Annotated in this window: 15 protein-coding genes, 1 tRNA gene and 1 pseudogene; 7 read left to right on the forward strand and 10 right to left on the reverse strand. The window is 60.3% G+C overall.

The window, feature by feature from the left end:
• Window positions 1-372: 372 nt before the first annotated feature.
• Together N2605_RS28290 and glmS are read right to left on the reverse strand one after the other, a co-directional pair.
• Complete coding sequence (locus N2605_RS28290) at window positions 373-612, reverse strand: hypothetical protein (RefSeq protein ID WP_260344088.1); 240 nt, start codon at window positions 610-612, stop codon at window positions 373-375.
• A gap of 827 nt (window positions 613-1,439) precedes the next feature.
• Window positions 1,440-3,266 carry a glutamine--fructose-6-phosphate transaminase (isomerizing) gene (glmS, locus tag N2605_RS28295; protein WP_260344090.1) on the reverse strand — a complete coding sequence of 609 codons (1,827 nt, stop codon included), beginning with the start codon at window positions 3,264-3,266 and terminating at the stop codon, window positions 1,440-1,442.
• A gap of 1,241 nt (window positions 3,267-4,507) precedes the next feature.
• Between glmS and gmd the strand changes: the two genes are divergently transcribed.
• Both gmd and N2605_RS28305 read left to right on the forward strand, forming a co-directional pair.
• A complete protein-coding gene (gene gmd, locus N2605_RS28300; protein ID WP_260344092.1) occupies window positions 4,508-5,593 on the forward strand; it encodes a GDP-mannose 4,6-dehydratase in 1,086 nt (361 codons plus the stop codon).
• Window positions 5,574-6,572 (forward strand): GDP-L-fucose synthase family protein, encoded by a 999-nt coding sequence (locus N2605_RS28305; RefSeq protein ID WP_311735339.1) that lies wholly within the window; start codon window positions 5,574-5,576, stop codon window positions 6,570-6,572. Before gmd ends, N2605_RS28305 begins: the two co-directional genes overlap by 20 nt.
• Window positions 6,573-6,863: 291 nt before the next feature.
• Here N2605_RS28305 and N2605_RS28310 read toward each other — a convergent pair whose 3' ends face one another.
• The 4 genes from N2605_RS28310 to N2605_RS28325 all read right to left on the reverse strand — a co-directional run bounded on the left by N2605_RS28310 (window position 6,864) and on the right by N2605_RS28325 (window position 12,840).
• The gene (locus N2605_RS28310) at window positions 6,864-9,965 is read right to left on the reverse strand and encodes an efflux RND transporter permease subunit (protein ID WP_260347517.1); all 3,102 of its coding nucleotides are present in this window, start codon (window positions 9,963-9,965) and stop codon (window positions 6,864-6,866) included.
• Between the two features lie 685 nt (window positions 9,966-10,650).
• Window positions 10,651-11,502, reverse strand: coding sequence for a pantoate--beta-alanine ligase (panC, locus tag N2605_RS28315; protein ID WP_260344093.1), 852 nt, complete (start codon window positions 11,500-11,502; stop codon window positions 10,651-10,653).
• A 13-nt stretch (window positions 11,503-11,515) separates the two neighbouring features.
• Window positions 11,516-12,388: a 3-methyl-2-oxobutanoate hydroxymethyltransferase gene (gene panB, locus N2605_RS28320; protein WP_260344095.1), complete on the reverse strand. Its 873-nt coding sequence runs from the start codon at window positions 12,386-12,388 to the stop codon at window positions 11,516-11,518.
• A complete protein-coding gene (locus N2605_RS28325) occupies window positions 12,385-12,840 on the reverse strand; it encodes an aspartate 1-decarboxylase (RefSeq protein ID WP_260344097.1) in 456 nt (151 codons plus the stop codon). Before N2605_RS28325 ends, panB begins: the two co-directional genes overlap by 4 nt.
• A gap of 3,599 nt (window positions 12,841-16,439) precedes the next feature.
• On the opposite strand from N2605_RS28325, the gene N2605_RS28330 reads away from it, so the two are divergent.
• Window positions 16,440-18,098: a recombinase family protein gene (locus tag N2605_RS28330; RefSeq protein ID WP_260347518.1), complete on the forward strand. Its 1,659-nt coding sequence runs from the start codon at window positions 16,440-16,442 to the stop codon at window positions 18,096-18,098.
• Here the strand turns inward: N2605_RS28330 and N2605_RS28335 are convergent.
• From N2605_RS28335 to mnmA, 4 genes and pseudogenes are all read right to left on the reverse strand, one after another.
• Window positions 18,055-18,131, reverse strand: a tRNA-Met gene (locus N2605_RS28335). The genes N2605_RS28330 and N2605_RS28335 overlap by 44 nt on opposite strands.
• Before the next feature lie 245 nt (window positions 18,132-18,376).
• A pseudogene (locus tag N2605_RS28340) lies at window positions 18,377-18,729 on the reverse strand (hypothetical protein).
• Window positions 18,730-18,775: 46 nt separating this feature from the next.
• Window positions 18,776-19,414, reverse strand: a complete 639-nt coding sequence (locus N2605_RS28345; RefSeq protein WP_109142574.1) for a class I SAM-dependent methyltransferase — start codon at window positions 19,412-19,414, stop codon at window positions 18,776-18,778.
• Between the two features lie 81 nt (window positions 19,415-19,495).
• The gene (gene mnmA / locus N2605_RS28350; RefSeq protein WP_260344101.1) at window positions 19,496-20,677 is read right to left on the reverse strand and encodes a tRNA 2-thiouridine(34) synthase MnmA; all 1,182 of its coding nucleotides are present in this window, start codon (window positions 20,675-20,677) and stop codon (window positions 19,496-19,498) included.
• 345 nt (window positions 20,678-21,022) lie between these two features.
• Between mnmA and N2605_RS28355 the strand changes: the two genes are divergently transcribed.
• The 4 genes from N2605_RS28355 (at window position 21,023) to fliF (ending at window position 25,792) form a co-directional block, all read left to right on the forward strand.
• A complete protein-coding gene (locus tag N2605_RS28355) occupies window positions 21,023-22,624 on the forward strand; it encodes a flagellar hook-length control protein FliK (RefSeq protein ID WP_260344103.1) in 1,602 nt (533 codons plus the stop codon).
• 13 nt (window positions 22,625-22,637) lie between these two features.
• Window positions 22,638-23,342 carry a flagellar hook assembly protein FlgD gene (locus N2605_RS28360; protein ID WP_109142571.1) on the forward strand — a complete coding sequence of 235 codons (705 nt, stop codon included), beginning with the start codon at window positions 22,638-22,640 and terminating at the stop codon, window positions 23,340-23,342.
• Between the two features lie 385 nt (window positions 23,343-23,727).
• Entirely contained in the window at window positions 23,728-24,003 is a 276-nt protein-coding gene (sciP, locus tag N2605_RS28365) for a CtrA inhibitor SciP (protein ID WP_002714638.1), read from the forward strand.
• 178 nt (window positions 24,004-24,181) lie between these two features.
• A complete protein-coding gene (gene fliF / locus N2605_RS28370; RefSeq protein ID WP_057027994.1) occupies window positions 24,182-25,792 on the forward strand; it encodes a flagellar basal-body MS-ring/collar protein FliF in 1,611 nt (536 codons plus the stop codon).
• The last annotated feature ends 28 nt before the right edge of the window (window positions 25,793-25,820 follow it).

Below are 25,820 nucleotides of genomic sequence, written 5' to 3' on the forward strand. Positions count from 1 at the left end.
CATGAAATCATCCTCATAATCGTATGTTGAAGCACTCGCTGGCATCTCGATTTTACGGTCTTGGCTGTCGTCAGCTTTGCGAAGATGCCGCGAAGCGGTGCATCCTCGCTGCCACTTGCCGTCGCCATTCCTCACCCACGTGTCTGACTTCACTGGGTCGAGAACGATGTTATCGGCGTCAACCCCGACGAACCCCATCTTTGCAGCACGGGCTCTTGCCTCCGGATTAGCCGGACGCAAATTCAGCAGTGGCCGTTCACCGGCCATTTCAAGTCGGTGCTCGAGCAGAATATCGCCGGCGTTCTCGACAAGCGGATGAACCGGGAGATCTACAGTGGCGGTCGTCCCAGGTCGCCCGGGAAACAGCTCCTGTCACTTTTCCACGTCGAAATTCGTCACGCTGTCGTCCCCTTCCATTCGAAGAAGACCGACACTCTTGTTTCCTAATTGATAGCTGAAGTATCGCGCATTAACAGAATCTCGAGTTGTTCCATACTCCTCAGCAACCTCTGCGGTTCGCGCCGCTTTCTGAGAGGCGAAGTCCGAATGTTCTTGTGGGTTATCGGCGATGTACCTGATTTCGCTGTGATAGCCTTCTGCTTTTCTGAACAACCTCTTATCGATCTCCTACGACAGGCGGGCTTGAATCAAGCCAATAGGGCCGTGGTGCCGAAGACGAAGTGCCGCTGGAGTTTGGCGGGGCTAAGCGCAGTTGACGAAACGCATCCGCGAAACTGTCTGCGTCGTTTTGCTCATCAGTCTCGTCAAGGGGAGAGGATGCGAAATAGGACGAGCCATCGATCCAATTATACAAGGCAGTTGGTGCTCCGGTCGGACATGCATTTCCGAGTCTAGTTCAGGCTTGCTAGGCCTGCGGCGCAGATAGGGACTCTGGCTTACCAAAACCTAACGTGATGCTGTTGGCCGCCCGCACGTTAGCTGACACAGGCCTGCTTCTAATGGAACGGCGGCGCGCTCGCGCATTGCCATTCACTAGGACGATGAGAAGCGAGCAGCGCGAGGATCTTCCTCCGTTCGGAACGGTCGATCGACGTTTCACCTGCCGATGCCAATCGGATCCTTCCCATCCGTCGCGATACTATGCAGAACGGCATTGTAGCGCGCGCGCTTCATGACGACCGCATCGCGACCGTCCAATCGCAGCATCTTGGCATCCTGTGGCGGATTGCAATCGCTTCTGAACGGCTTCGACAGCACACTGCACTCCGACAGGCATCCCGCGCCGCGGCTAGGGTGGCCGATACTATACCAAGGCGGGCTGGCGGTAGTATCGGTTGAGGTTGCGCGACTGCACGGCAGCTACCAGCGACTTCGGATTGGAACTGGTCGAGATCCATCATCCACAAAGCGAGGAAAGGAGACGGAAGCCGAACGCGTCGACGCCGAAACCTGAACGCTTCGATACCAACGCTGCCGTCTCATTCCACCGTGACCGATTTTGCGAGATTACGCGGCTGATCCACGTCCGCGCCGCTTACGACGCCCGTATGGTAAGCTAAGAGCTGGACCGGAATGGCATAGACCATCGGCGTAAAGCTTGCGACCATTGTCGGCAGAACGATGGTCACGAGCGTGTCCACCGTCGCTTCCGAAGCGCCCTTCGCATCGGTGATCAGGATGATCTTGCCGCCCCGAGCCGCCACTTCTTGCATGTTCGAAATGGTCTTCTCGAAAACGCCGTCGTAAGGCGCGATCACCACCACAGGCATAGCCTCATCGATCAGTGCGATCGGCCCGTGCTTGAGCTCGCCGGCGGCATAACCTTCTGAGTGGATGTAGGAAACTTCCTTCAGCTTGAGCGCGCCCTCCAACGCCAGAGGAGCCGATGTGCCACGACCGAGGTAGAGTGCCGCCCTCGCGCCGGCGATATAGCGCGCGAGCTTCTCAATCTGCGGCTCGACCAACAAGGCCGCAGCAACCAACCGCGGCACCTCGATGAGCTCTTGCACGAGCTTCGATTCATCGTTTTCAGACAGCTTACCTCGCTCTCTGCCTGCTGCGATGGCAAGCACCGCCAGTACCATCAGCTGGCAGATGAATGCCTTGGTGGAAGCGACGCCTATTTCTGCCCCCGCCAGCGTCGGCAGAACGGATTCGCTCTCGCGCGCAATCGTCGACGTCGGGACATTGACCACAGATATCGTGTGCAGGCCCTGGCCCTTGGCGTATCGCAACGCAGCTAGTGTGTCGGCGGTCTCGCCCGATTGCGAGATGACGATCGCGAGATCGCCTCGGCGCAGAGGCGCCTCCCGGTAGCGGAACTCAGAGGCTACATCTATCTCAACAGACAAACGCGCCAGCCGCTCGAACCAGTATTTGGCGATGTGACCGGCGTAGCTTGCCGTGCCGCACGCAGTAATTGAAATGCGCTGAATGGAATTGAAGTCGAAGGGCAATGCGAGCGGCAGCGCTACCCGTTTGGCCGCCATATCGAGATAATGCGCCACCGTCTGGGCGACCACTGTCGGCTGCTCGTGGATTTCCTTAGCCATGAAGTGGCGATAATTCGCCTTTTCCGCAAGGAGAGCCGATACAGCAAACTTTGATGTTTCCCGGCGAACGACAGAGCCGTCTGCACCATAGATCACGCACGTCGCGCGCGTAAGCACGGCCCAGTCACCGTCCTCAAGATAGGTAATGGTATCGGTCAAAGGCGCGAGCGCGATCGCATCAGATCCTAGATACACTTCGCCCTTACCATGTCCGATCCCAAGGGGCGATCCCTTGCACGCGCCGATCAAAAGATCGTCGTGGCCCTTGAAAAGGAATGCCAACGCGAAGGCACCGCGCAAGCGCGGCAACGACGCCTGCACCGCATCCTGCGGTGAGTAGCCGTTTTTGAGGTAGAATTCGACGAGATGCACCACAGCCTCGGTGTCCGTCTCTGAGCAAAACTCGGCTCCATTCCGTTCCAGCTCGGCTCGCAGCTCGCGGAAATTCTCAATGATCCCGTTATGAACGACCGCAACATTTTCCGTCGCATGCGGATGAGCATTGCTCTCGGTCGGCCTTCCATGAGTCGCCCAGCGGGTGTGACCAATGCCGCTTTGACCTGCAGGGGGACTATAGCGCAACTGCTCCTCAAGGTTTCTCAGCTTACCTTGAGCGCGGCGGCGCTCGATATGGAGACCTTCGAGAGTCGCGAGACCCGCTGAGTCGTAGCCACGATATTCCAATCGCCTGAGCGACGCGACCAACTTCCCAACGACCGGACCACGTCCCAAAATGCCAATAATTCCACACATGTTAATCCATGCAACCCAACTTCGAGGAGTCCGGCGTCCGCGATTAGGAGCCCCGTGATAGAACTCGCTTGCCCGATAACAACGGGTTTCAAGTTCGGAATCTTCCGCGGCCGTCTTTATCGCATCCCCATTCGCCCGCGTGATTTAGATCTCTATCAGCCATCATTGTTCGTCGACTTCATTCCACTCTTGAGCAAGCTAGTCGAATAGACGCTGCGATGGGTCGCCAACACCGTGACCGCCTCGACGAGAGCCAAACGTGCAGTTGCGCCTGCACGGCGACATCCAGCTCGGCACAAACAGACTCTCCCTTTCTGATGAGCCATCTCGCGCCTCTCCTTCTAAGTTTCCAAAACGCATGAGCAGCGAAACCGGCCCACCGGATGAAGTTGATGCGCAACAACTGAATCTACGCGTCTCAGGATCGATTCTTCGAAAGCGGTCACGTTTGGTCTCGGCTTCTCTCCATTTCAGACAGAAAAAACGCTGCCCGCATCCTCTACATGGTCTGCTGGTGATATACCCGCGCAGTGGCTCTAGCTTAAATTGTCGAGTTCGCCCGAAAACAAATTTCGGCGCGGGCTTAAGAGACTTGTCTTACTCGGACTGAGGCAACTCACCTTCGGTCAAGATTAGAGGATCGGCGTCGAAGCTCCATTGTACTAACGTAAACTCGCGATATCGAAACGTTCGACGGTCTATACCAACGTTTGCCAGTCCTTCTCATTTTGTCTCGCGTCGGCTGTGCATCGCCTGCTGCAAACCAGCTATTAGGGAACGGCGTGGATTATAATTGTAATGCCGACCGTTAAGACGGGGTCTTCCATTCGGAAGCCGCAACCCGCCGCTTCTCTGCGCCCACCTAAGAGCGCGCGCGGATGCATACATGCGCGTGAGGTAGATAAGGCTCACAGATGGACGGCATCTGTCTGATAGGAAATATCGCCAGGCGGCAAGTGCGCCCGGGCGTGCGTACCGGCGCTTACACTTTATCTCACCTGTCGTCATCGCCGTTGCGACGTCGCCTGACGTTCATCTATTAAGATCGATGTGTTGGCATAAATCAGTCCACCTATAAATCAATGTATATGCTGTGTATTCCTTCATGAGGTGTATGACAGGGGCTAACGATCGCGCTCCTTTAGTTGAGATTGGAGCGCGCGTGCGCATCTCGATTTTCGGGAAGCGACTAGGCAATGGTTTTTCAGAGCGAACTCTTTCCGGAGCAACGAAGCGAGATCATGGCGGTTCACAATTCAAACCGGCGCGTGGCGATGATCACCGGCGTCACCGGGCAAGATGGCGCATATCTCGCCCAGCATTTGCTCGGTCTCGGCTACACCGTGCATGGGGTCAAGCGCCGGTCGTCCTCCTTCAACACCGCGCGCGTCGATCATCTCTACAAGGACCCGCATGCCGCCGATGTGCCGTTCCTAATGCACTATGGAGACATGACCGATTCGTCCAACCTGATCCGGCTTGTGCAGCAAATTCGGCCTACCGAAATCTATAATCTGGCCGCACAGAGCCACGTCCAGGTCAGTTTCGAGAGCCCGGAATACACCGCCAATGCCGACGCAATCGGTGTGCTGCGCCTCTTGGAAGCTATCCGCATCCTTGGCATGGAAAAGGAGACGCGCTTCTACCAAGCGTCGACCTCCGAGCTTTACGGCCTCGTGCAAGAGGTGCCACAGAAGGAAACCACGCCATTTTATCCGCGTTCCCCCTATGGCGCCGCCAAGCTCTATGGCTACTGGATTACGGTGAACTACCGTGAGGCCTACGGTATGTTCGCGAGCAACGGCGTCCTTTTCAACCATGAGAGTCCCATCCGCGGCGAGACTTTCGTGACCCGCAAGATCACCCGCGCCGTCGCCGGCATCGAGGTCGGCCTCGAGAACAAGCTCTATCTCGGAAATCTCGACGCCAAGCGCGACTGGGGCCATGCCCGCGACTACGTCGAAGGCATGCACAGGATCCTTCAGGTCGACGAGCCCGGTGACTTTGTGCTCGCGACCGGCCAGACGCGGTCCGTCCGCGAGTTCGTCGAGCTGGCGTTTGCCGAGGTCGGTCGCAGCATCGAATGGCGTGGCAAGGGCATCGAAGAGGTCGGCGTCGACAGGGCGTCTGGCAAGATCCTGGTGCAGATCGATGCGACCTATTTCCGTCCGACCGAGGTCGATCTCCTGATCGGCGACGCCAGCAAGGCGCGCGCGAAACTCGGCTGGGCGCCGAAGACGTCGTTCTCGCAAATGGTGAAGGAAATGGTCGCCAGCGATCTCGTCCAAGCCAGACAGGACACAGCAAATGGCAAGCGCGGCGTTTGAGCTGAAAGGAAAGACGGTTTTCGTCGGCGGCCATCGTGGCATGGTCGGCGCGGCACTAATGCGCCGACTGGCACGCGAGCAGGCTGATCTCTTGACGGCGTCGCGCAGCGAGGTTGACCTGCGCGACCAATCCGCGGTGAATGCCTGGTTTGCCGCGAAGAGGCCGCAGGCCGTGTTCCTCGCCGCTGCCAAGGTCGGCGGCATCGTCGCTAACAACACGCTGCCCGCCGAGTTTCTCCACGACAATCTGGCAATATCGAGCAACGTGATCCAGGCTGCCCATGCCAACAGATGCGAGAAGCTGATGTTCTTCGGCTCCTCCTGCATCTATCCGCGCCTGGCGCCGCAGCCGCTGCGAGAGGACTCGCTGCTGACCGGCCCGCTGGAGCCGACCAACGAGCCCTATGCCATCGCCAAAATTGCGGGCATCAAGATGGCCGAGGCCTATCGCCACCAGTACGGCGCCGATTTCATCAGCGTGATGCCCACCAATCTTTACGGCCCCGGCGACAATTATCACCCCGAATACAGCCACGTCATGGCCGCGCTGATCCGCCGCTTTCACGAGGCCAAGATGTCGGGCGGCAGCAACGTCGTGGTGTGGGGTACCGGCACGCCGCGCCGCGAATTTCTCTACGTCGAGGATCTCGCCGACGCCTGCATCCATCTAATGAAGACCTATTCCTCGCCAGAACCGGTCAATATCGGCACCGGCGAGGACATCAGCATCGCCGAGTTAGCACTCATCGTTGCGGCCACCGTCGGCTTTCGCGGTGAGATCAGCTTCGACACGTCGCGCCCGGACGGAACGCCGCGCAAGCTGCTCGACGTCGGTCGGTTGTCACGGCTTGGCTGGCGCGCCACGACCTCGCTGAAGGACGGCATTCAGCTGGCATATCGGGCGTTTCGCGCTGAGAGCGATGGACGGCACAAGAATGATCTGCTTGTTCTCGGGACGGGAGACTGCACCACGGAATAGAGCATACAAAGCAACGATTCGAATAGCAGGCGCAGTCCTTGCGATAATTGGTAAGCCCTTTTTATCAAGAAAGCACCAATTCTCGATTGTCCCCATCGAGCTCGGTTCCGAAGCCGTGAATATCCTGCGCCGCTTCACCCGAGCCGGCCAACACCGGACCACCAACGTGTTCCTTTCCGGCCAGCCCAGCTTGGCACCAAGCGCGCAAAAGCTCTCGATGCTCTAGGAAACGTGAAGCGGTCCTATGCTCCTTCGCGCGCCACACGGAGCAAACCGAGATTGATTTTCTGGTCATTGCCTGGCCATCTCGGCATCAGCTTCGTCGGAGAGCTCGAGCTTGGCGAGGTTCGCGCGGCCCGCGCTCGCATGGTCACGGTGATCGGACGCGATCGCGACATAGAGCGCTGGGAGCACGAATAACGTGATCAGAGTGCCCACAGACATGCCGGCGGCGAGGACGAGCCCGATCGAGAAGCGGCTCGCCGCGCCAGCTCCCGTTGCAGCCAACAAGGGTATGAAGCCCGTGACCATCGCCGCCGTTGTCATCAAAATTGGGCGAAGTCGCACGCGCGCCGCCATCTCTATAGCCGAGCGACGGTCAACTCTCTGTTTGAGCTGCAGCTCATTGGCGAACTCAACCAGTAGGATGCCGTGCTTAGAAATCAACCCGACCAGTGTCAACAGTCCAACCTGGGTGTAGATGTTCATGGTCGCCCAGCCAAAGAATGACGGAATCAACGCGCCGACCATTGCCATCGGCACGCTGATCATGATGATGAGCGGATCGCGCACGCTTTCGAACTGCGCCGAAAGCACCAAGAATATGATGATGAGCGCAAATACAAATGTAATGGCCAGCTGATTACCCTCTTGGACGTACTGGCGCGCGTCGGCCAGGAAGTCGTGGCTGAAGCCGGCGGGCAGTTTCTTCGCCTCGGCTTCCAAGAAATCCACAGCCTGTTCGATCGTGACGCCGGGCATCGGCACTGCCTGAAAAGTCGCGCAGTTGAGCTGGTTGTAGTGAGTGAGTGCGTTCGGATCGGTGGCGGTCTCGGTAGAGACTACGGTAGATAGCGGAAGCATCGAGCCCGTCGCAGTCTTCACGTAATAGCTCCCGATCGCTTGCGGCGCCAGGCGTTCCCCTCGCGGAACCTGCGGGATCACCTGGTAAGAGCGGCCCTGCAAATTGAAGCGGTTGACGTAGTTTCCCCCAAGCAAGGTGGCCAGAGCGTTGCCGATGGTCTGCATGGTGATGCCAAGCTCGTTAGCTTTGGATCGATCAACCTTGATTCGTACCACCGGCTGGTTGAACTCGAGATCGGAGTCGCTCACCATGAACAGGCCGCTCTTCCGCGCGGCATCCTTCAGCTTCGACATCTGCTCGTAGATGGATTGAAACCCAAACGTCGAATTGATCACCATCTGCACTGGTAGGCCGTCCGGACCGCCCGGAAGCGGAGGCAAGCTGAAGGCAAACGCGTTAATGCCTTCGATTTTCGACAGCTCGGCCTGGACGAGGGACTTTAGTACAATCGATGATCGGTTGCGCTCGTCCCAGGGTTTGAGCAACATACCGGCCATGCCAATCTGCTGGCCGCTAGCGCCATTCAGCACGAAGCTCAAGTCACTCTCTGGAAATTTCCGGAACGCGTTTTCGAGCTTGGCGCCGTAATAGTCGAGGTAGTCGATATTGGCATATTTCGGCGCTTTCGTTAAGGCGAATATGATACCTTGATCCTCCTCGGGAGCTAGTTCCTTGGATGTGTTCATATAGAGAAAGGCCACGAGGCCCAGCATGGTCAGCGCAAACAGGCCAGTAACCGGACGATAGTCAAGCGAGCGGTCGAGCTTGCGGCCGTACCACTGTGTCATGGCGCCGAGCCCACGGTTTACAAAATTCGCAAATCGCCCCGCCTCTGCGCGCCTCAGGAGGAGCGAGCACATCATCGGCGATAGCGTCAAAGCGATCACGCCCGACACGATCACCGCTCCCGCTAGCGTAAACGCGAACTCGCGGAACAGCGCACCGGTGATGCCGCCCAGAAATCCGATTGGGGCATATACCGCGGCCAGAGTAATCGTCATGGAGACGACGGGGCCGACGATCTCGCGCGCTCCTTCCGTGGCAGCCTTTCGGGGCGTTGCACCTTCTTCCAAATGACGATGAATGTTCTCGACCACCACGATCGCGTCGTCGACCACGAGACCGATAGCGAGAACCATTGCAAGAAGAGTCAAGAGATTGAAGGAAAACCCCAGCACCAGCATCATGCTGCAGACGCCAACGAGCGACAACGGAATAGTGACCACGGGAATGATGACCGAGCGCAGCGAGGTTAGGAACAGGAAGATCACGACCACAACGACCACGACGGCCTCAATGAGGGTCTTCTCAACTTCGTCGATCGATGATTGAATAAATTTTGTGGAGTCGTAGGCCACCTTCATCCTCATTGACGGCGGCAGGTTACGCTCCATTTCTGGAAACAGCTCTCGAACGCCTCGCGCTATGTTTAGAGGATTGCCTTGCGGGCTCGCCTGCACGCCGACAAAGACCGCGTGCTCGCCGTTCATCGCGACGCTAATGTCAGTAGTCTGCGCGGCAAGCTCCACTACCGCAATGTCCTCCATGCGCACAAAGCCGCCGTCATTGGCCTTGACGATCATTCGCTTAAAATCTTCGACACTCCGCAGATCGGTATTTGCCGTGACATCGGAGATAGTGAAATAGCCCTTGGTCTGGCCCGCCGCGGCCTGGAAGTTGTTAGCGGCGATTGCAGCCGAAACCTCAGCCGGGGACACGCCGTGACCCGCCATTTTCGCAGTATCGAGCCATAGCCGCATTGCAAAAGTCTGGCCACCCAGAATGTCTGCCGCTGCTACACCCTCGACCGTTGAGATAACCGGTTGCACGACGCGTGAGAGATAGTCGGAGATCGCGCTTGCCGCGAGTTCCTCGCTGGCGAAGGCGATGTACATGACAGCAGTCGCCTGACCGGTTGACTTTGAGACGACTGGGTCATTTGCTTCCTTCGGAATCAGGTATTTGACTGAGTTAACCTTGGAGAGCACCTCTGTAAGCGCTTCGTTTGGATCGAAATTGAGCTTGATGTAGACTTTGATGGTCGAGGTACCAAGCACAGACGAGGAACTGATGTAGTCGACGCCCTCGGCGGACGCGACTGCCTGCTCCAGGGGAGTGGTGATGAAACCCTGGATCATGTCGGCGGAGGCGCCAGGATAGGAGGTCGTGATAGTGACGACCGTATTGGATAGCTTGGGATATTGGCGGATCGGGAGTAAGGTGGCCGCGCGCAAGCCGATCAGCAAAATTAAGGAACTGACGACGATAGACAATACCGGACGTCTGATGAAAAGCTCGGTAAATGTCATATCGACCCGTTTCAAGAGTGGGATGCAAATTCGCCGCAACTTGTAAAGCGGCAATGATCACCAATATAGCGGCTATGCTAGAGCCCCCAGTATGAGGGACGCGCTATCGGCTACTCTAAGGACTCACGTGCTCGCGAGCGCCGCCCTATCGTTCGCTCCCATCTTCGTCGCTCAGTGAATGCTATTCTGCTGCTCTGATGGCAGATCGCGATCTGGAATGGTGGGCACCTTCTATAAAGCCGTTGCCTTTTTGCAGGACTCGGCCAGACGTCGGACTCAAGATGTTCGCCTCCTGATCGGAACTCAACGACTTGTAACAGAGGCCATCAGTTCAGATTGCGCGCTGACCGCGGACCGAATGATCCAGGTCAACATCGAAACTACAAACGATCTGACGGGTGCTCAACTCTACAAAGGTAAATGGGTGATATAGCGTAAGCTGCAAAGCACTATACCAAAGTTTGCCGAGGTTGCTGATCGCCCTCGCGCAAAAACTCGTGTTGTTGCAGGACACGAAGTTCTCGGCCCCCAATATTCCGTACGCACGCGCTATGGCTTCGCTAACTCGCTAAACACAGTCACGTCGTAGTTGGCCCTTGGCTACCAGCTCGACGCACCTTTCTGAGCAGTGCCTTGAGCATTTCTTGCCGCTCAAAATGCTGCGCTCGCTTTAGCTACGGATGCGCTACCAAGTTGGCAACTCCAGTATTACATTGTCGATCAGCCGCGTTGAGCCAACGTAGGCTGCCGCACAAAGCGCCGCAGGGCGCCGCAGTGGACTGTCGGCCGATTTGAGCGTGTCACCGTCGACAAGTTCAAGATATTGCAGGCTGTCAACTGCCTCTAAATGACCCTTGGCGACCGCAATCAGCTTTTCTACGTTGCGCTCTCCCGAGAGAAATTCATCGAGCGCCGCGGATAATCCACGATTGATCGCAAGGGCCCGCTGACGCTCTTCTTTGCTGAGATAGCGGTTGCGACTGCTCATTGCGAGCCCATCCTGTTCGCGAACGGTTGGTACGGTGACGATCTCGATCGGGAGATTGAGATCAGTTGCCATCCGACGCACGACCGCGCATTGCTGAAAATCCTTCTGCCCAAAAAACACGACGTCAGGCTGCACCATATTGAACAACTTGCATACGACAGTCGCGACACCACGAAAATGTCCAGGCCTGAAGACTCCGCACAGAGGTTTCGCGAGGTTACCCGGCTCAACGAAGGTTTCGAAATGGCTCGGATAGACTTCCTGTGCATCCGGCGCGAAGAGGATCGCAACACCGCCATCGCGGCACAGGTCCTCATCGCGTAAGAAGTCGCGCGGATAGGTGCTGAGATCCTCGTTTGGTCCGAATTGAGTAGGGTTGACGAAGATGCTGACGACAGTGACGTCGCATTGCGCCTGGCTAGCCGCGATCAGCGCCATGTGGCCATTGTGGAGATAGCCCATCGTCGGCACCAATCCGACCCGTTGATCGGCGCCGCGGGATTTCGCGAGAGTACGGCGAAGTTCAGCGATCCTCGTGATGGTTTGCATGTCGAGCTCTAGATCAAGTTGGGTTGGAGGGCGCCCAGTTGGTGATTGCCTCGCCGACGCCTTCGGGGAGCCCATAGGACTCTTGCGGCCCCGGAAATACACCACCGCGGACATCCGCGGCCCAGCGCGAAAGCGCATCACGCAACTGCTGAAAGCCTTCTGCATAGGCGCGAACGAATTTGGGGCGATGACCTTCAGTTAGGCCCAGCACGTCGTGAAACACGAGCACCTGGCCTGAACAGTCCGAGCCGGCGCCGATTCCGATCGTCGGTATTGTCAAGGAATCGGTTGCTCGAGCAGCAAGTTCGGCCGGAATGCCCTCCAGTACCAAAGCGAAACAGCCGGCCTCCTGGAGACGGTGAGCATCATCGAGCAAACGCAGCGCATCATCCGCTGTTCGACCCTGCACTTTGAAGCCCCCCATGACATTGACGCTCTGCGGCATAAGACCGAGATGACCCATCACAGGAATCTCGCAATCCACAAGGGCACGTACCATCTCGATTCTCTTGCCTCCGCCCTCGAGTTTCACCGCAGCTGCGCCTCGCTGCAGGAATCCGCCGGCATTGCGTATGGTTTCCTCGACGCTGACGTGGAAGCTAAGAAATGGCATATCGGCAACGATTAAAGCACGAGGCTTGCTGCGTACAACGGCTTCCAGATGATGGTTCATCATCGCAACGCTCACGGGAAGCGTGTTTTCGAATCCAAGGCAAACGTTACCCACACTGTCACCGACGAGAATGACGTCGACGGACGGATCCGCGATACGCGCCGCAACCGCGTCGTAGGCAGTCGTCATGACGAGACGCCGGCCGGTCTGCTTCCACCGCTGCAGCAAGGGAATTGTGATGCGGTCGATCTGCTGCTCCGGAAGGTGGCTCATTTGGACCTCAGTTCGATTTTTACGGGCGCGGAAGTGACAAAGCGGGAACTGTCGCTTAACTCGCCGACTGTTTCGAAGTCATAGCTATCCACAGCGTTCGAAGTGATCGAGCATGTCAGGTGATCAGAAGTCTGGCTGCTGCGAATGAAGGTTAGCGTCTTCGGCCTCAACTCAGCCGTTTGCTGCTCGTCTAAGAAGGATAAACAACAAACAATGGGGTCACGGGATTGGCCGATCCGCGCAGCAGCGGCCTTGAGAGCACAGCAACGCGAGCCGCGTGAGCTGACAATAACGCAGGTCGACATCCGCGCCCCGGAGCTCTTGTTCCGGATCTTCACGAAGGCCATTGATGGGATGGCCGATGCGACATGGGGATGTGGACCGAGGATGATGGAACCGTTGTCATGAAAGTTGGCGTTCGGCACATGCTTCGCAGTGAATACTTTTCTCATGAGAAGGACGTTGAGCCTTCTGCACAAGCGGTACTCCTAGGGAGCGCATAACAAATTTGTCAACCGTGGGAATACAAAAGAAATCGACGCCTCGAAAATGACCGGCGAGTGGATGAAAATTCCCTTTGGTTGCGCGATCACCGGCTGGAGACTTCCTTTGCTTGTGTGTTGACGACTGGAGCGTGGTCGGCTTCGGTCGATTCTCGCGGAATGCTTGACCCACTTGGCGACGGCCTTCGCCGAAATATTGAAGTGCACCGCGGCTGCAGCCTTTTTCAGGCCACCTACGATGATGCTCCGCGCCATGGCCTCTCGACCTTCGGCGTCAGAGCCGCATCCTTATGGGCGCCCATCGGTCCTCCGGCAGTGGACTAAAGCTTTGACAAGTGCTCCCCCGTTTAGGATCGGTTGGGCAACCACCGAAAGCTCACACTAATGGTCTCACAGACATCCTACCCGAACCGGCTGAGACCCAGGCGGCTCCTCTAAAAGCGCGCGTATGCGCGCAGCGATCTGCCGTGCTTCCTGGGCCCGTAGGTTGGGCTTCATGCAATCGAGTATGGCTAGCAACGCCCGAACTTCCTCGATGTTCAATGTCGCGACCTTGCGATCCGACAGGCCCAACGAGTGATCGGCGGCACGGATCTGATTGGCTACAAGCACCGCAAGCGCTTGCGACCGCAGGGACGCGATATGCCGCTCGAATGTATGCATTTTGTTGGCCTGTAGCCCTGTGGGATTGGATGTCGCAAGCGCTGGTGGCCAACCCGGTCAAAAAGACTGGGGCTGGCCACCTTTGCTCCCAAGAGGCTCAAATTCTCAAGGGCTACCAAGTTGTATCTTCGAGAAGCAACGAAGGGCACCTACCAAAGTCGGTCGGTCCCGTCCTCATCGGCGAGTCTCTAAACTGGGGCCTTTGCCTTCAAGAACTGGAGACACCAGCATGTCCGGACACGTGCGCGTTGCATAAACAAGAATGATGGGCCAAACGCACATGAGAGACGCCAGAATGTTGGCCGAATAGATCCAGACGGAGCGCGATAGAAGCAATCGGTTGGAAAGATTATCCGAGACCTCGAAAGCGCAACCGGGAGTACCGCGCCAAAGAATCGGAGAGGCTGTCGGCGCAGAAGTTGCCACACATGGCCGAGACATTTGCATCAAGACAACAGCGGATGGTTGAGCCAAGCGATCTCCTTTTCCTCCTGAGTGTTGGTGATGATCCTCGGAAGCAGTGCGGACGCGCCCCGCCGTTGTTTGATTGCGCTGGAACAGACGCTGTCCCTACCCCGCCCGCACTGTAGGTAACTAGCAGACTCACACGCAGTGCAATGAGCTTAACGGAAGCGTGACTCGGCACATGGTGGTCCTTCTCATGCGCTGTCCCTGTCACGCCCCCGTTAAACCCAACGATTCTTTATCGGGGTTGGCTTACCGAAAGCTGACAGGCCTGCGGCGCACAAGTACAGCGAAAGGCCCACGTAGGCCGCTTGCCTCGGCAGCAATAACGTTTACGCCTCGGACGATAGCCATTCGGCGCGTTTGCGATCAGCCGCAGCCGCACCGGGGCTACGCGCCGGATCGCCGCTCAGCCGATCCACTTCACGTTTACGGCTGACCGCCGCTACAACCTCACGCCCCCGGCTCGCGCGGCTCTTCGAGCGTGCAGGATTGGGCATTTGGATCGCGCATCAGTTGCTTTCGAACCCGGATACGTCGCGCCGCTTACCGGGCCGGGGTCGACGCTGTTTTCCGAAGCCGGTAAGGCGCGCAAACTAGACGCAATTGGAGTTCGAGACAAAGCAGTGCGGATGCGGCTCGGCGCCTAGTCCACCGGGGGACGGTGGATAAATGCGCTATCTTGCCGCATCCGCTTCGCCGGAAACCTAGAGGCGACATGACTCAGCACCCTCCATTGGAGGAGGGAAGGCGCTGTCCCTATCACGTGCCGCTGGCTCAGTAGTCAGCCTCGGGATCACAAGGCTAACCCACCCGGCTGTCCCGTGAGGCCCGTCGCCTCAGGGCAGTGGGACTTTAGCGAGAGAGCGGCGTCGGGTGACCTACCAGCACTGGTAGTGACACAGCAATGGAGAAACTGTTGGTCAAACTTGTAGACCGGTCGAGTTAACGCCGCTCAGTCTTCAGAACGGTTAGACGACCCCAGGGTTGCCGCTATTTCGTCGTATTGCGGTGGACTATCGTTTGCCTGTTCGCAGTCGACAAAAATCTCTACTCATCTGTGATAACTGTACGCGCTGCAAAGATCCGTTCGCCTGCCGGACCGCCGCGCATCAATCGGCGGCGTTTGGCGGCACCAGCACAATTCGGCCTCCTCTGCAGTTTAGTAGGGTCAAGGAAACTGTGACCTATTGGGCTTGAGAAGGCGCAAATCGACGTCGTTGATCGAGATCAGAGACATTGTCCAATGGCGACAGAAGCGATCTCAGCGGCGCTCGGTCTCCTTGGGCAGCTGTCTGGCTCATAATGACGCTCGCCAACAAACGTGTCGCCGACTTATGCAGCAGATCGCGAGAGTGGCCGCACCAGCGTAACTGGCTGCCAGCCGTTCAGCGTCTCAAGGTTCTGGCTGATAGGAATCGACGGCAGGGATTGGGCATGGCTCACCTGTCAGTGTTTTGAAGTATTCCAGCCCGGACGGTCTAAAACTAGAGGGGAGGAACGCGGGCCGGCGCTCCGCGCTGTTCAAAGCCCTATAACTACCGGCTCCGCGCTACCAGCGGAGTTAAATGACAGTGTGACTCGGCGCTCGTCGAAGAGGCCCTTGGAAAGCGCTGTCCCTATCACGTGCGCCACTAACTTCGCTCGCCAGCGTCACGGTACTGCAACGCTGCCCCCTCGCACCCTTGGGCGGCTGCCCCGGGGCGCTCTGCCTTCTATCGTCGAGAAGGCCCGCAAGGCACCTGCCAGATTTGGTCGGTGAGCTGTTTACCAAGAAGAAACTGAAGTGAAAACGAGTCGTTGTGCCGACCACTCCGGCCCCCGCACCAAGCCTGAGGCCGCTTATCGCGAGGGGCAATGATGATTTCTTGCCTTGTTCACAGTAGGCACGGATCAATTCGCGACTTCCGCATCATTGGAGCGCACGTGAAGCCACCGTTGCCCGGAGAAACCTCGTCGGTTGAACCGTCCACCACCTCCTCGCCTACGGCTAGCTACTGGCTCCAATCACACCGAGCTGGTGGCGAAATGGTAGCCGGAATAGAGCTTTGGCGAGGCTCGGGAGTTTCCACTCAGGGATTCGCTAGATGGAGAGGGCGTCCGCTTCCCAGCGGTATCAATTCCGCGCAAGCAAAGCCATTCGCTCCTCTCTTTTCTTCGCCTTGGCATCCGATTGCACGACGAGCTCATAGCGGCCGTTGTATTTCGTTTTGATCCAAGCAGGATGCCGGAAATGATCAGTTCCCCCACGTTTTGTCGACTAGCCCCAGCGCAGGTCCGTGCACCTCCTTGAGGTGCGCGATAGCCTAAAGGTTCGATTGTGAGAAAAACCGATCGCAACTTTTCCTTGCATACGAATCCAGACAAGGCGATCTTACGTCTCGCGCGAGTACTTGCCCGTGTGGCCGCGAGGGAAGATCATGAAAGACAGCTCATCGATCGAAGCGATAAGGAAAAGAGCGACGATCTATGCTCGGTTCTCGACCGATCTGCAAAACGAGAGATCGATTGAGGATCAGCTTTCACTTTGCCAGAGCTATGCCGAGCGCGAATGCTTAACTGTCGTCAGTACCCATGAAGATCGGGCTCGTTCAGGTGGGTCTGTCATGGGCCGCGAAGGCCTCCTGCGGATGTTGGACCAAGCGCGGGAGAGATCCTTTGACGTGGTGATCGTCGAAGCGCTCGATCGCCTCTCTCGCGACATGGAAGATCTCGCTGGCATTCATAAGCGACTGTCATTTCTCGGGATTGAGATCCGGGCGGTCCACGAGGGCGTCGTTAACACCGTGCTGGTCGGCCTTCGCGGCTTGGTCGGACAACTCTATCGTGAGGACAATGCGCACAAGGTGCGTCGCGGCCAAGCGGGGCGGGTTAAGCAAGGTTTGGCTGGCGGGGGCCTGACGTACGGGTACGCCGCAGTCACTGGAAGAAGTGGCGAACGCGTGGTTGTCGAGACCGAGGCGCAAGTGATCCGGCGCATCTTTCAGGAATACGTAGACGGTCGTACACCTCGGGAAATCGCTCATGATCTTAACAAGGAGAGGGTATCACCTCCGCGGGGACGAGCCTGGAATGCGTCAACAATCAATGGCAATCATGAGAGGGGCGCTGGCATTCTGCTGAACGAACTTTATATGGGGCGCCTTGTCTGGAACAAAGTCAGGATGGTGAAGGACCCGGACTCGGGAAAGCGCCTGTCACGACCAAATCCGAAGACTGACTGGCAGGTGGCTGAGGTGCCGCATCTTGCAATTGTCACTCCAGAGCTATTCACGGCCGCTCAGCAACGCAAGGAAGAGCGCAGTCACATCCACCCCAGCCACCAACGTCGGCCTCGTCGGATGCTATCCGGACTGCTCCGTTGCGGCTCATGCGGTTCGGGTATGGCAACTAATGGACGCGACAAGTCAGGGCGCATTCGTGTTCGCTGCTCCGCGGCGAAAGAGAGCGGCACATGTTCTGCTGCCAAGACTTTTTATTTAGACGCGGTCGAAAGTGCAGTTCTCAGCGGGCTCAGGGCCGAACTGCGTGCGCCGAAGGTTTTTTCGGAATACGTACGAACATATCGGGAGGAGCGGAAGCGTCTCCTAGCTACATCGCTGGCAAAGCGGCACCTCCTTGAGCAGCAGCTAGAACAGTTGCGTCGAGAAATCGAACGACTGGTGGATGCGATCGCGAAGGGACATGGCGATCCATCCGTTCTCGGACCTCGATCGACTGCCTTAGACGCTGAACGAAAGCGGATATCTGAGGAGCTACAAAGCGAACGACCCGCCCCGAACGAGATTGTGCTGCATCCGGCCATCCTCAAACGATATGAGGAGCAACTCGGCCGGCTGGAAGAAGCACTGGGTAAGGGCGTCAGTGCGGGAGACGGAGAGGCCGCAGAAGCGATCAGAGACTTGGTCGAGACGGTCACTGTGTTCCGCGATCCCGGACGCCCAAGTGGCGTAGCCGTCGAGATAGCAGGCCGGCTAAACGCCCTGGTCGGCGAAAAGGCCTATCCAAATCAAGTCAAAGGAGTGTGGGGAAAGGTGGTAGCGGGGGAGGGACTCGAACCCCCGACCCCAGGATTATGATTCCCGTGCTCTAACCAGCTGAGCTACCCCGCCACAGGGATCGCGGCGGCGACTTAAGGCCGATCTCGCGAACGCGCGGCATATAAGGAAGGGGGCGGGGGTAAGTCAATCCGCCTTCGCTAAAGCTTCGGCGCGACAAGTCCGCTTCGGCCCGATTTCTCACCAGAATTTGCGATTTTTTACGGCGCCGAACTCGCGGATGGTCCCCCTCACCCGGAATCCGCGCGTTGCGCGGATTCCGGCCTCTCCCCGGCGGGGAGAGGCGAAGGGAAGCGCCCTTATTTCGGCCTCACATTGGGGTCGCCGCCGGGGCTGCCGGGGGCGGGATCACCGGGGTGTTGCTGTCGGTGCTGGGCGCGGGGGCGTGCATGTCGGGATCGACGCCCGCGGGCGGGCAGAGCACGCCGTCCGTCTTGGCCAGCTTGTCGCCGAGCGGTTCCCGGGACTGGCCGGTGGTGGTGCCTTCCGGGGTGGTCGCCAGCCGATCGGATGGGGCACAGCCGGCGGCGCGTTGCGGGGATGGCGGCGCGGTCGCTTGCGGCGGCGTCGCCGGGGCGGGTGGGGCCTGCGCGATCGCTGGTGCAGAGGCGGCGATCAGGAGGCCCGCGAGAATGAGGTTTGTCGTGCGCATGGGAAGGAAACGCGCGCGCGAGGCCCCCTGTTCCCGCGGCTCGCAATCACGATTTGCGGTAGCGGATCAGCGAGAAATGGCCCATCGGCGGCATGGGACGGCGCTCGGTGAGCGCGACGCCGCCGTGCCTTGCGGCCCAGCCCTCGAGGCGCGCCCACGGGAATTCCGGGCGCCAGCCGAGGCGGCGGGCGATGGGCGCGAAAGCGAGCTCGAACAGCTTGCGAGGTCCGCTCTCCGCACCGATGTGATTGACCAGGATCAGCTCGCCGCCTGACTTAAGCACGCGCATGAACTCGTCGAGCGTGCCTTCGGGATCGGGCACGGCGGTGATGACATATTGCGCCACCACCGCGTCGAAGAAATCGTCGGGGAAGGCGAGGTTCTTCGCATCCATCACCGAGAGCACTTCGACATTGGAGAGACGTAGGCTCCGGACACGCGCCTGCGCCTTGCGCAGCATCGGCTCGGAGATATCGACGCCGCAGACCTTGGTGGTGCGCGCGTATTCGGAGAGCGAAAGACCGGTGCCGACGCCGACGTCGAGGACACGGCCGCCGATGCGGTCGGCCTCCGCGATTGTCGACTGCCGGCCGGCGTCGAACACCTTGCCGAACACGAGATCATAGACCGGCGCCCAGCGGCCATAGGCCTTCTCGACCCCGGCCCGCGAGATGTCTGCTGCCATGCCCCCCTGCCCTTACTTCACCTCTCCCCAACAGGAGAGGTGAACCCAGCCCAATGAGTTGTGCTTGATGTCGTCATTCCCTCAGCCGCGCACGACTTCCGCGAGCGGGCGCGATGTGCCCGTGCCGACCTTGGCCGCAGCGCTCTGGATGAAGCCGCCGCCGAGCACGCGGGCCTGGCCGCCGGCTGCGTCGTAGAACACGCAGGCCTGTCCCGGCGAGACGCCCTCTTCGCCTGCGACGAGCTCGACCTCGTAACGGCCATTGCTGCCGCGCAGCCAGGCCGGTTGGGGGCTACGGGTGGAGCGCACGCGCACGAACATTTCGAGGCCGCTTCCGATGGCGCGGTCGATGTCGCCGTCGCCGATCCAGTTGACGTCGCGAAGTGCGATGCGGTGCATCTTCAGCGCATCGCGCGGGCCGACCACGACGCGGCGGGTCGCCGCGTCCAGCCGCACCACGAACAGCGGCGCATGGGCTGCGATGCCGAGGCCGCGGCGCTGGCCGACGGTGAAATTGGCGATGCCGTTGTGCCGGCCGAGCACGCGGCCCTCGAGATCGACGATGTCGCCGGGGTCCATCGCATTGGGGCGCAGGCGCGTGATGATGTCGGTGTAGCGGCCGGTCGGCACGAAGCAGATGTCCTGGCTGTCGTGCTTGTCGGCGACCGCAAGGCCAAAGCGGCGCGCGAGCTCGCGCGTCTCGGGCTTGGTCATGTCGCCGAGCGGAAAGCGCAGGAAGTCGAGCTGTTCCTGCGTGGTCGCGAACAGGAAATAGCTCTGGTCGCGGTCGGCGTCGGCGGCGCAGACCAGCGCGCGCGAGCCGTCGCTCCGGCGGCGCGAGGCGACGTAATGGCCGGTGGCGAGCGCCTTCGCGCCGAGCTCGCGGGCGGTCTTCAAGAGGTCGCGGAATTTGACGCTGCGGTTGCACTCGATGCAGGGCACCGGCGTTTCACCAAGGGCATAAGAATCGGCGAAATTGTCGATGACGGACTCGCGGAAGCGGTCCTCGTAGTCGAGCACGTAATGGGGAATGCCGAGCTTGGCAGCGACGTCGCGGGCGTCGTGGATGTCCTGGCCGGCGCAGCAGGCGCCCTTGCGGTGGGTGGCCGCGCCATGGTCGTAGAGCTGCAGCGTGATGCCGACGACGTCGTAGCCCTCAGCCTTCAAGAGCGCAGCCGTCGTCGAGGAATCGACGCCGCCCGACATGGCGACGACGACCCTGGTGTCCTCGGGACGGCCTTCGAGATCCAGACTGTTGAGCATGGGCCCTAGAGCGTTGTGACGGCGGCGACGCGCGAATCCGCGATTTGCTTTCTCGGGGACGGCGGCGATCCCCCGGAACCTTGGTTCCCGAAGAGCACGACTGCCCAAGTCGAAAGCGGCTGAGAGTAGCCTCTTTAATATAGGCGGCATTCCGGTGAAGCAATCACGCGAGCCCCCGCTTAGGGCAATTCTTGCCGGGGCGGCAGAAATGGCGGGGTCGGAGCCCGCGGCCCGGCAACCCACTCACATCGCCAAATCATTGATTATATTACTGAAATCTTCGAGTTGAGGCACTGGCCCGCTCCTTGCTCCCTCTGGTCCGAAGTTGCTTGCAAGGGGTTGCCTGTGGTCGGTCGGATGTCAGATATCGTGGCAAGCGTGCAAATCCAGAGCGCGCAGCAGAAGCCTGCCCGGTCGCAAGCCCCGAAGGACACGCCGGCGAGCGAGGCTTTCGGCTCGCTGGTCGACAGCAACACGCAGGCCAGCGGCAACAACGCGCCGGCGCAGGACAGCCCGCCGCGCCGGAGCGAGCAGACCTCGTCCTCTCCGGCGGCCGAGCGGCCGTCGCGCGACACCTCGTCCACGGACCAGGCTTCGCAGAGCAAGGCGAGCGACGACACCGAGGCGTCTGCGCCGGCGGAGAATGACAGGGGCGAGGCGTCCAGCGATCCGGCCAAGGACGCCGGCAAGGTCAAGGACAAGTCCGAGACGGCCGACGCCAAATCGGCCGACAAATCCGACGAGCCCGAGAGCGACGCGACTGATGGCACCGAGGTCCTCACGGCCGCCGTCGAGGCGGCTGCCGCCGCGCCCTCCGCGACGACGCAGACCGCCCTGCCCGACCCCGGCATCATCGTTGCCGCGCCGGTCGTCCCGGTCGACCCGAATGCAGCTGCGAACCAGGCTGGCGATGCCGCCGCCGCGCCGCTCGCGATCGCCGCGGCAGGTCTTGCCGCCAGCGCCTCCATCGCGGCCCAGATCGCCGGCGCCAAGACCGATACCGCCACGGCGAGCGCCAAGGCCGCAGGCGCCGAGGTCGATGCCGAGACCACGACGACGCTCGGCGAGGCCGCCGCCGGCACGACCGAGACCGCCTCGACCGATGCAAAAGCTGGTGGCGGGCTGATCGCCGCGGTCAGCCAGGGCACGCCCAAGACCGCGTTCAAAGAGGCCGCCACGGCGCAAGCCCAGACCGACATCTCCAATATCGGCCAGGACACCGGCAAGGCGAACGTCGCTGCGCAGGCACCGGCCGCCAACGCCGCCCATGCGCAAGGCTTGAAGCCGCAGGCCGATCACGTCGCGACCGACGCCAAGGCGGGTCCCGCCGACCGCGCCGCCGATCCGGCCCAGGGCACGTCGGCCGCGCCGGCGCATGCCGGCCCGCAAGCCACACTCGCTCCGACGGATACCAGCGCACAGGCCGCCTCCGCCGTGCAGGCGCCGCTGACCAATACGACCTCGGCCGCGACAGCATCGACCGCGACGCTCACCGCGACCGCGGCGACCCACACTACCGCGGTGCCGATCAGCGGCATCCCGATCGAGATCGCAGCCGCCATTCGCTCCGGCAAGTCGCGGTTCGACATCAGCCTCGATCCGGCCGAGCTCGGCCGCATCGACGTGCGCATCAATGTCGACCGCGCCGGCAACGTCACCTCGCATCTCACCGTCGAGAAACCGGAGACGCTGCAGATGCTGCGTCAGGACGCGCCGCAATTGCAGCGCGCGCTCGACGATGCCGGCTTCAAGACCGGCAGCAACGGTCTGTCCTTCAGCCTGCGCGACCAGAATTCATCGGGCCAGCACTCAGGCCAGAACAACGACAATGGCGGCAATGCCCGCCGCCTGATCATCAGCGAGGACGACAGCGTTTCCACGGCGCCCATCGGGCGCGGCTATGGCCGCATGCTCGGATCGAGCAGCGGCGTCGACATCAGAGTGTGAGGAGTATCTGGCAATGACCACCACGAATGCCGCCACTTCGCCCCCGGTCGTCTCCGGGACGACCGATCTGCCGAAATCCTCGTCGAATTCGTCGATGAGCTCGACCACGGGGTCGACGCTCGCCGGCAATTTCCAGACCTTCCTGACCCTGCTGACGACGCAGCTGCAGAACCAGAACCCGCTCGATCCGCTCGACACCAACCAGTTCACCCAGCAGCTGGTGCAGTTCGCCGGCGTCGAGCAGCAGCTCAAGACCAACGAATCGCTGGCTCAGCTCGTCACCCTGCAGCAGACCACGCAGGCGACCCAGGCGCTGGGCTTCGTCGGCAAGACCGCGCTGGTCGACGGCTCGACCGCGACCATGACCAACTCGACGGCTGTCTGGCATCTCAACGTGCCGACCGACTCCACCGTCGAGATCTCCATCGCCAATTCGAGCGGCCAGACCGTGTTCAACGGTAAATATACCGCGGCCGCCGGCAACGACATTCCCTTCACCTGGAACGGGATGGGCAATGACGGCACGCAATGGCCCGACGGCAAGTACACGATCTCGGCCACGGGCAAGGACGTCGCGAACAACAATGTCGGCATCGCCGCGCAGGTGCAGGGCGTGGTGTCGTCGGTCGATCTGACCCAGTCGCCGCCGCTGCTCACCATCGACGGCGCCAGCTACACGCTGAGCCAGGTGAAGAGCATCATTGCGACGAGCAATTGAGGGCGGGCAAGCGAACCACATACGAGATGTCATCCCCGCGAAGGCGGGGATCCATAACCCCAGGAAGTCGTTTTCGCATTAGGTCGTAACCCCGAGTCGTCGTCAAACTGCTCCCTGGGGTTATGGGTCCCGGGCTCGCGCTACGCGCGCCCCGGGACGACGGTTGGGCCTCCGCGGCACCGCGCTCCGACCCTCGTTCGTTAGTAAAGTATTTACCTTCTGCCCCGCTCAGCCGGCCGAGACTGCGTCTTTCGCCCGCCGAGTCGGCCGCGTTCCCGCAAGATTCAACGAGAATTGTATTGAACCCTTAGGCTTAGCGGATTTTTAAGCCGCGGGGGTTACGGTTACGGCGTGAGTTCAGTGGTTGAGAGTTTGTGAGTACGCCATGACAGAACCCCATCGCCCGAGGGTAAAATACGTCATCGGGCCGGACGGCAGTCCGTTGACGATCGCGGATCTGCCTGCACCCGGCACCAAACGCTGGGTCATCCGCCGCAAGGCCGAAGTCGTCGCCGCTGTCCGTGGCGGACTTCTCTCCCTCGAGGAGGCCTGCAGCCGTTATACCCTGACGGTCGACGAATTCCTCTCCTGGCAGTTTTCCATCGACCAGCACGGTCTGGCGGGTCTTCGCACCACCCGCATCCAGCAATATCGCCAGTAGGCGATCCGGAATTCTGCGGTCTTTGACGAAAATCGGCCTCGCTTTGCGAGGCCGATTTTTTTCATGATGCACTTTTGTCCGACCTCTTAACCTTCGTTAACCATATCGAAACCATCACCTAGGCAATAATTGCCCAGTCGACCGCTCGGTTGCGGGTCGGATTGGTCGGGGCGGTTGCTTGCAAGGTCTTGCGGACTTCTTAAAAAGTATCGGTGCCGCCCGGTTCGGGGCGATGATCGCGGTCACCGCCGCGCTCATCGGCTTCTTTGCCTTCGTCATCATGCGTGTCACCACGCCGCAGATGACGACGCTGTTCACGGACCTGTCAGTCGAAGACTCCTCCAGCATCATCAAGGACCTGGAACGCCAGGGCATCCAGTTCGAGATCCGCAATGAGGGCTCCATCATCATGGTGCCCAAGGACAAGGTCACGCGGCTGCGGATGAAGCTCGCCGAGGGAGGCCTGCCCAAGGGCGGCGGCGTCGGCTACGAGGTGTTCGACAAGTCGGACGCGCTCGGCACCACCTCCTTCGTCCAGAACATCAATCATCTGCGCGCGCTCGAGGGCGAGCTCGCCCGCACCATCCGGGCCATCGACCGCATCCAGGCCGCCCGCGTCCATCTGGTGCTGCCCGAGCGCCCGCTGTTCGCCCGCGAGGCGCCGGAGCCGTCGGCCTCGATCGTGGTCCGCGTCCGCGGTGCGCTGGAAGCCCAGCAGATCCGCGCCATCCGCCACCTCGTCGCCTCCGCCGTCAACGGCCTGAAGCCGCAGCGGGTCTCGATTGTCGACGAGGCCGGTCAGCTGCTCGCCGACGGAGCTCAGACCGATCCGGAACAGGCGGTCGGCGAGGAGCGCCGCATCGCCTTCGAGAAGCGGATGCGCAAGCAGGTCGAGGACATCGTCTCCTCCGTGGTCGGCTCGGGCCGCGCCCGCGTGCAGCTCTCCGCCGATTTCGACTTCAACAAGGTCACCCAGACCTCGGACAAGTTCGATCCCGAGGGCCGCGTGCTGCGCTCCAGCCAGACCCGCGAAGAGCAGAGCATGACCGCCGACAACAACGGCCAGGTCACCGTCAACAACGAGCTGCCCGGCAACCAGCAGAACAACGGCGTCGCGCCCAAGGACCAGAGCAAGAAGACCGAAGAGACCAACAATTACGAGATCTCCCGCACCACCAAGACCGAGGTGACCGAGGCCGGCCGGGTCAACCGCATCTCGGTCGCGGTGCTGGTCGACGGCATCTACAGCAAGAACGACAAGGGCGAGCTGGCCTACCAGGACCGCACCAAGGAGCAGCTCGACCGCATCGCCACGCTGGTGCGCTCGGCGATCGGCTTCGACCAGAAGCGCGGCGACCAGGTCGAGGTCGTCAATCTGCGCTTCGCCGACGCGCCCTCCACCGCCCCGATCGGCGAGCCCAGCGGTTTTCTCGGCATGCTGCAGTTCACCAAGGACGACGTCATGTACTTCGTCGAGCTCGGCGTGATGATGCTGCTCGGCCTCGTCGTGCTGTTCCTGGTGATCCGCCCGCTGGTCAAGCGCATTCTCGCCTCCGACGAGGTCGCCGCCGCCATCTCCGGCGTGCTGACGGGCCCAGCCGCCTCGGAAGAGGCCGCGCCGGCCGGCCAGCCGCTGCTGCCGAGCGGCGGCACCAGCGCCATCGACGTCGCCACCATTCAGGGCCAGGTCCACGCCCAGTCCGTTCACCGCGTCGGCGAACTCGCCGAACGCAATCCCAACGAAACCGTCGCAATCATCCGCCAGTGGCTGACTGAGCCGACGAAATAACCAAAGCCAAGTGCATCAAGAAGTGATC

The sequence above is a fragment of the Bradyrhizobium yuanmingense genome, from assembly GCF_025200905.1.
In the GTDB taxonomy this organism is placed as follows: Bacteria; Pseudomonadota; Alphaproteobacteria; order Rhizobiales; family Xanthobacteraceae; genus Bradyrhizobium; species Bradyrhizobium yuanmingense.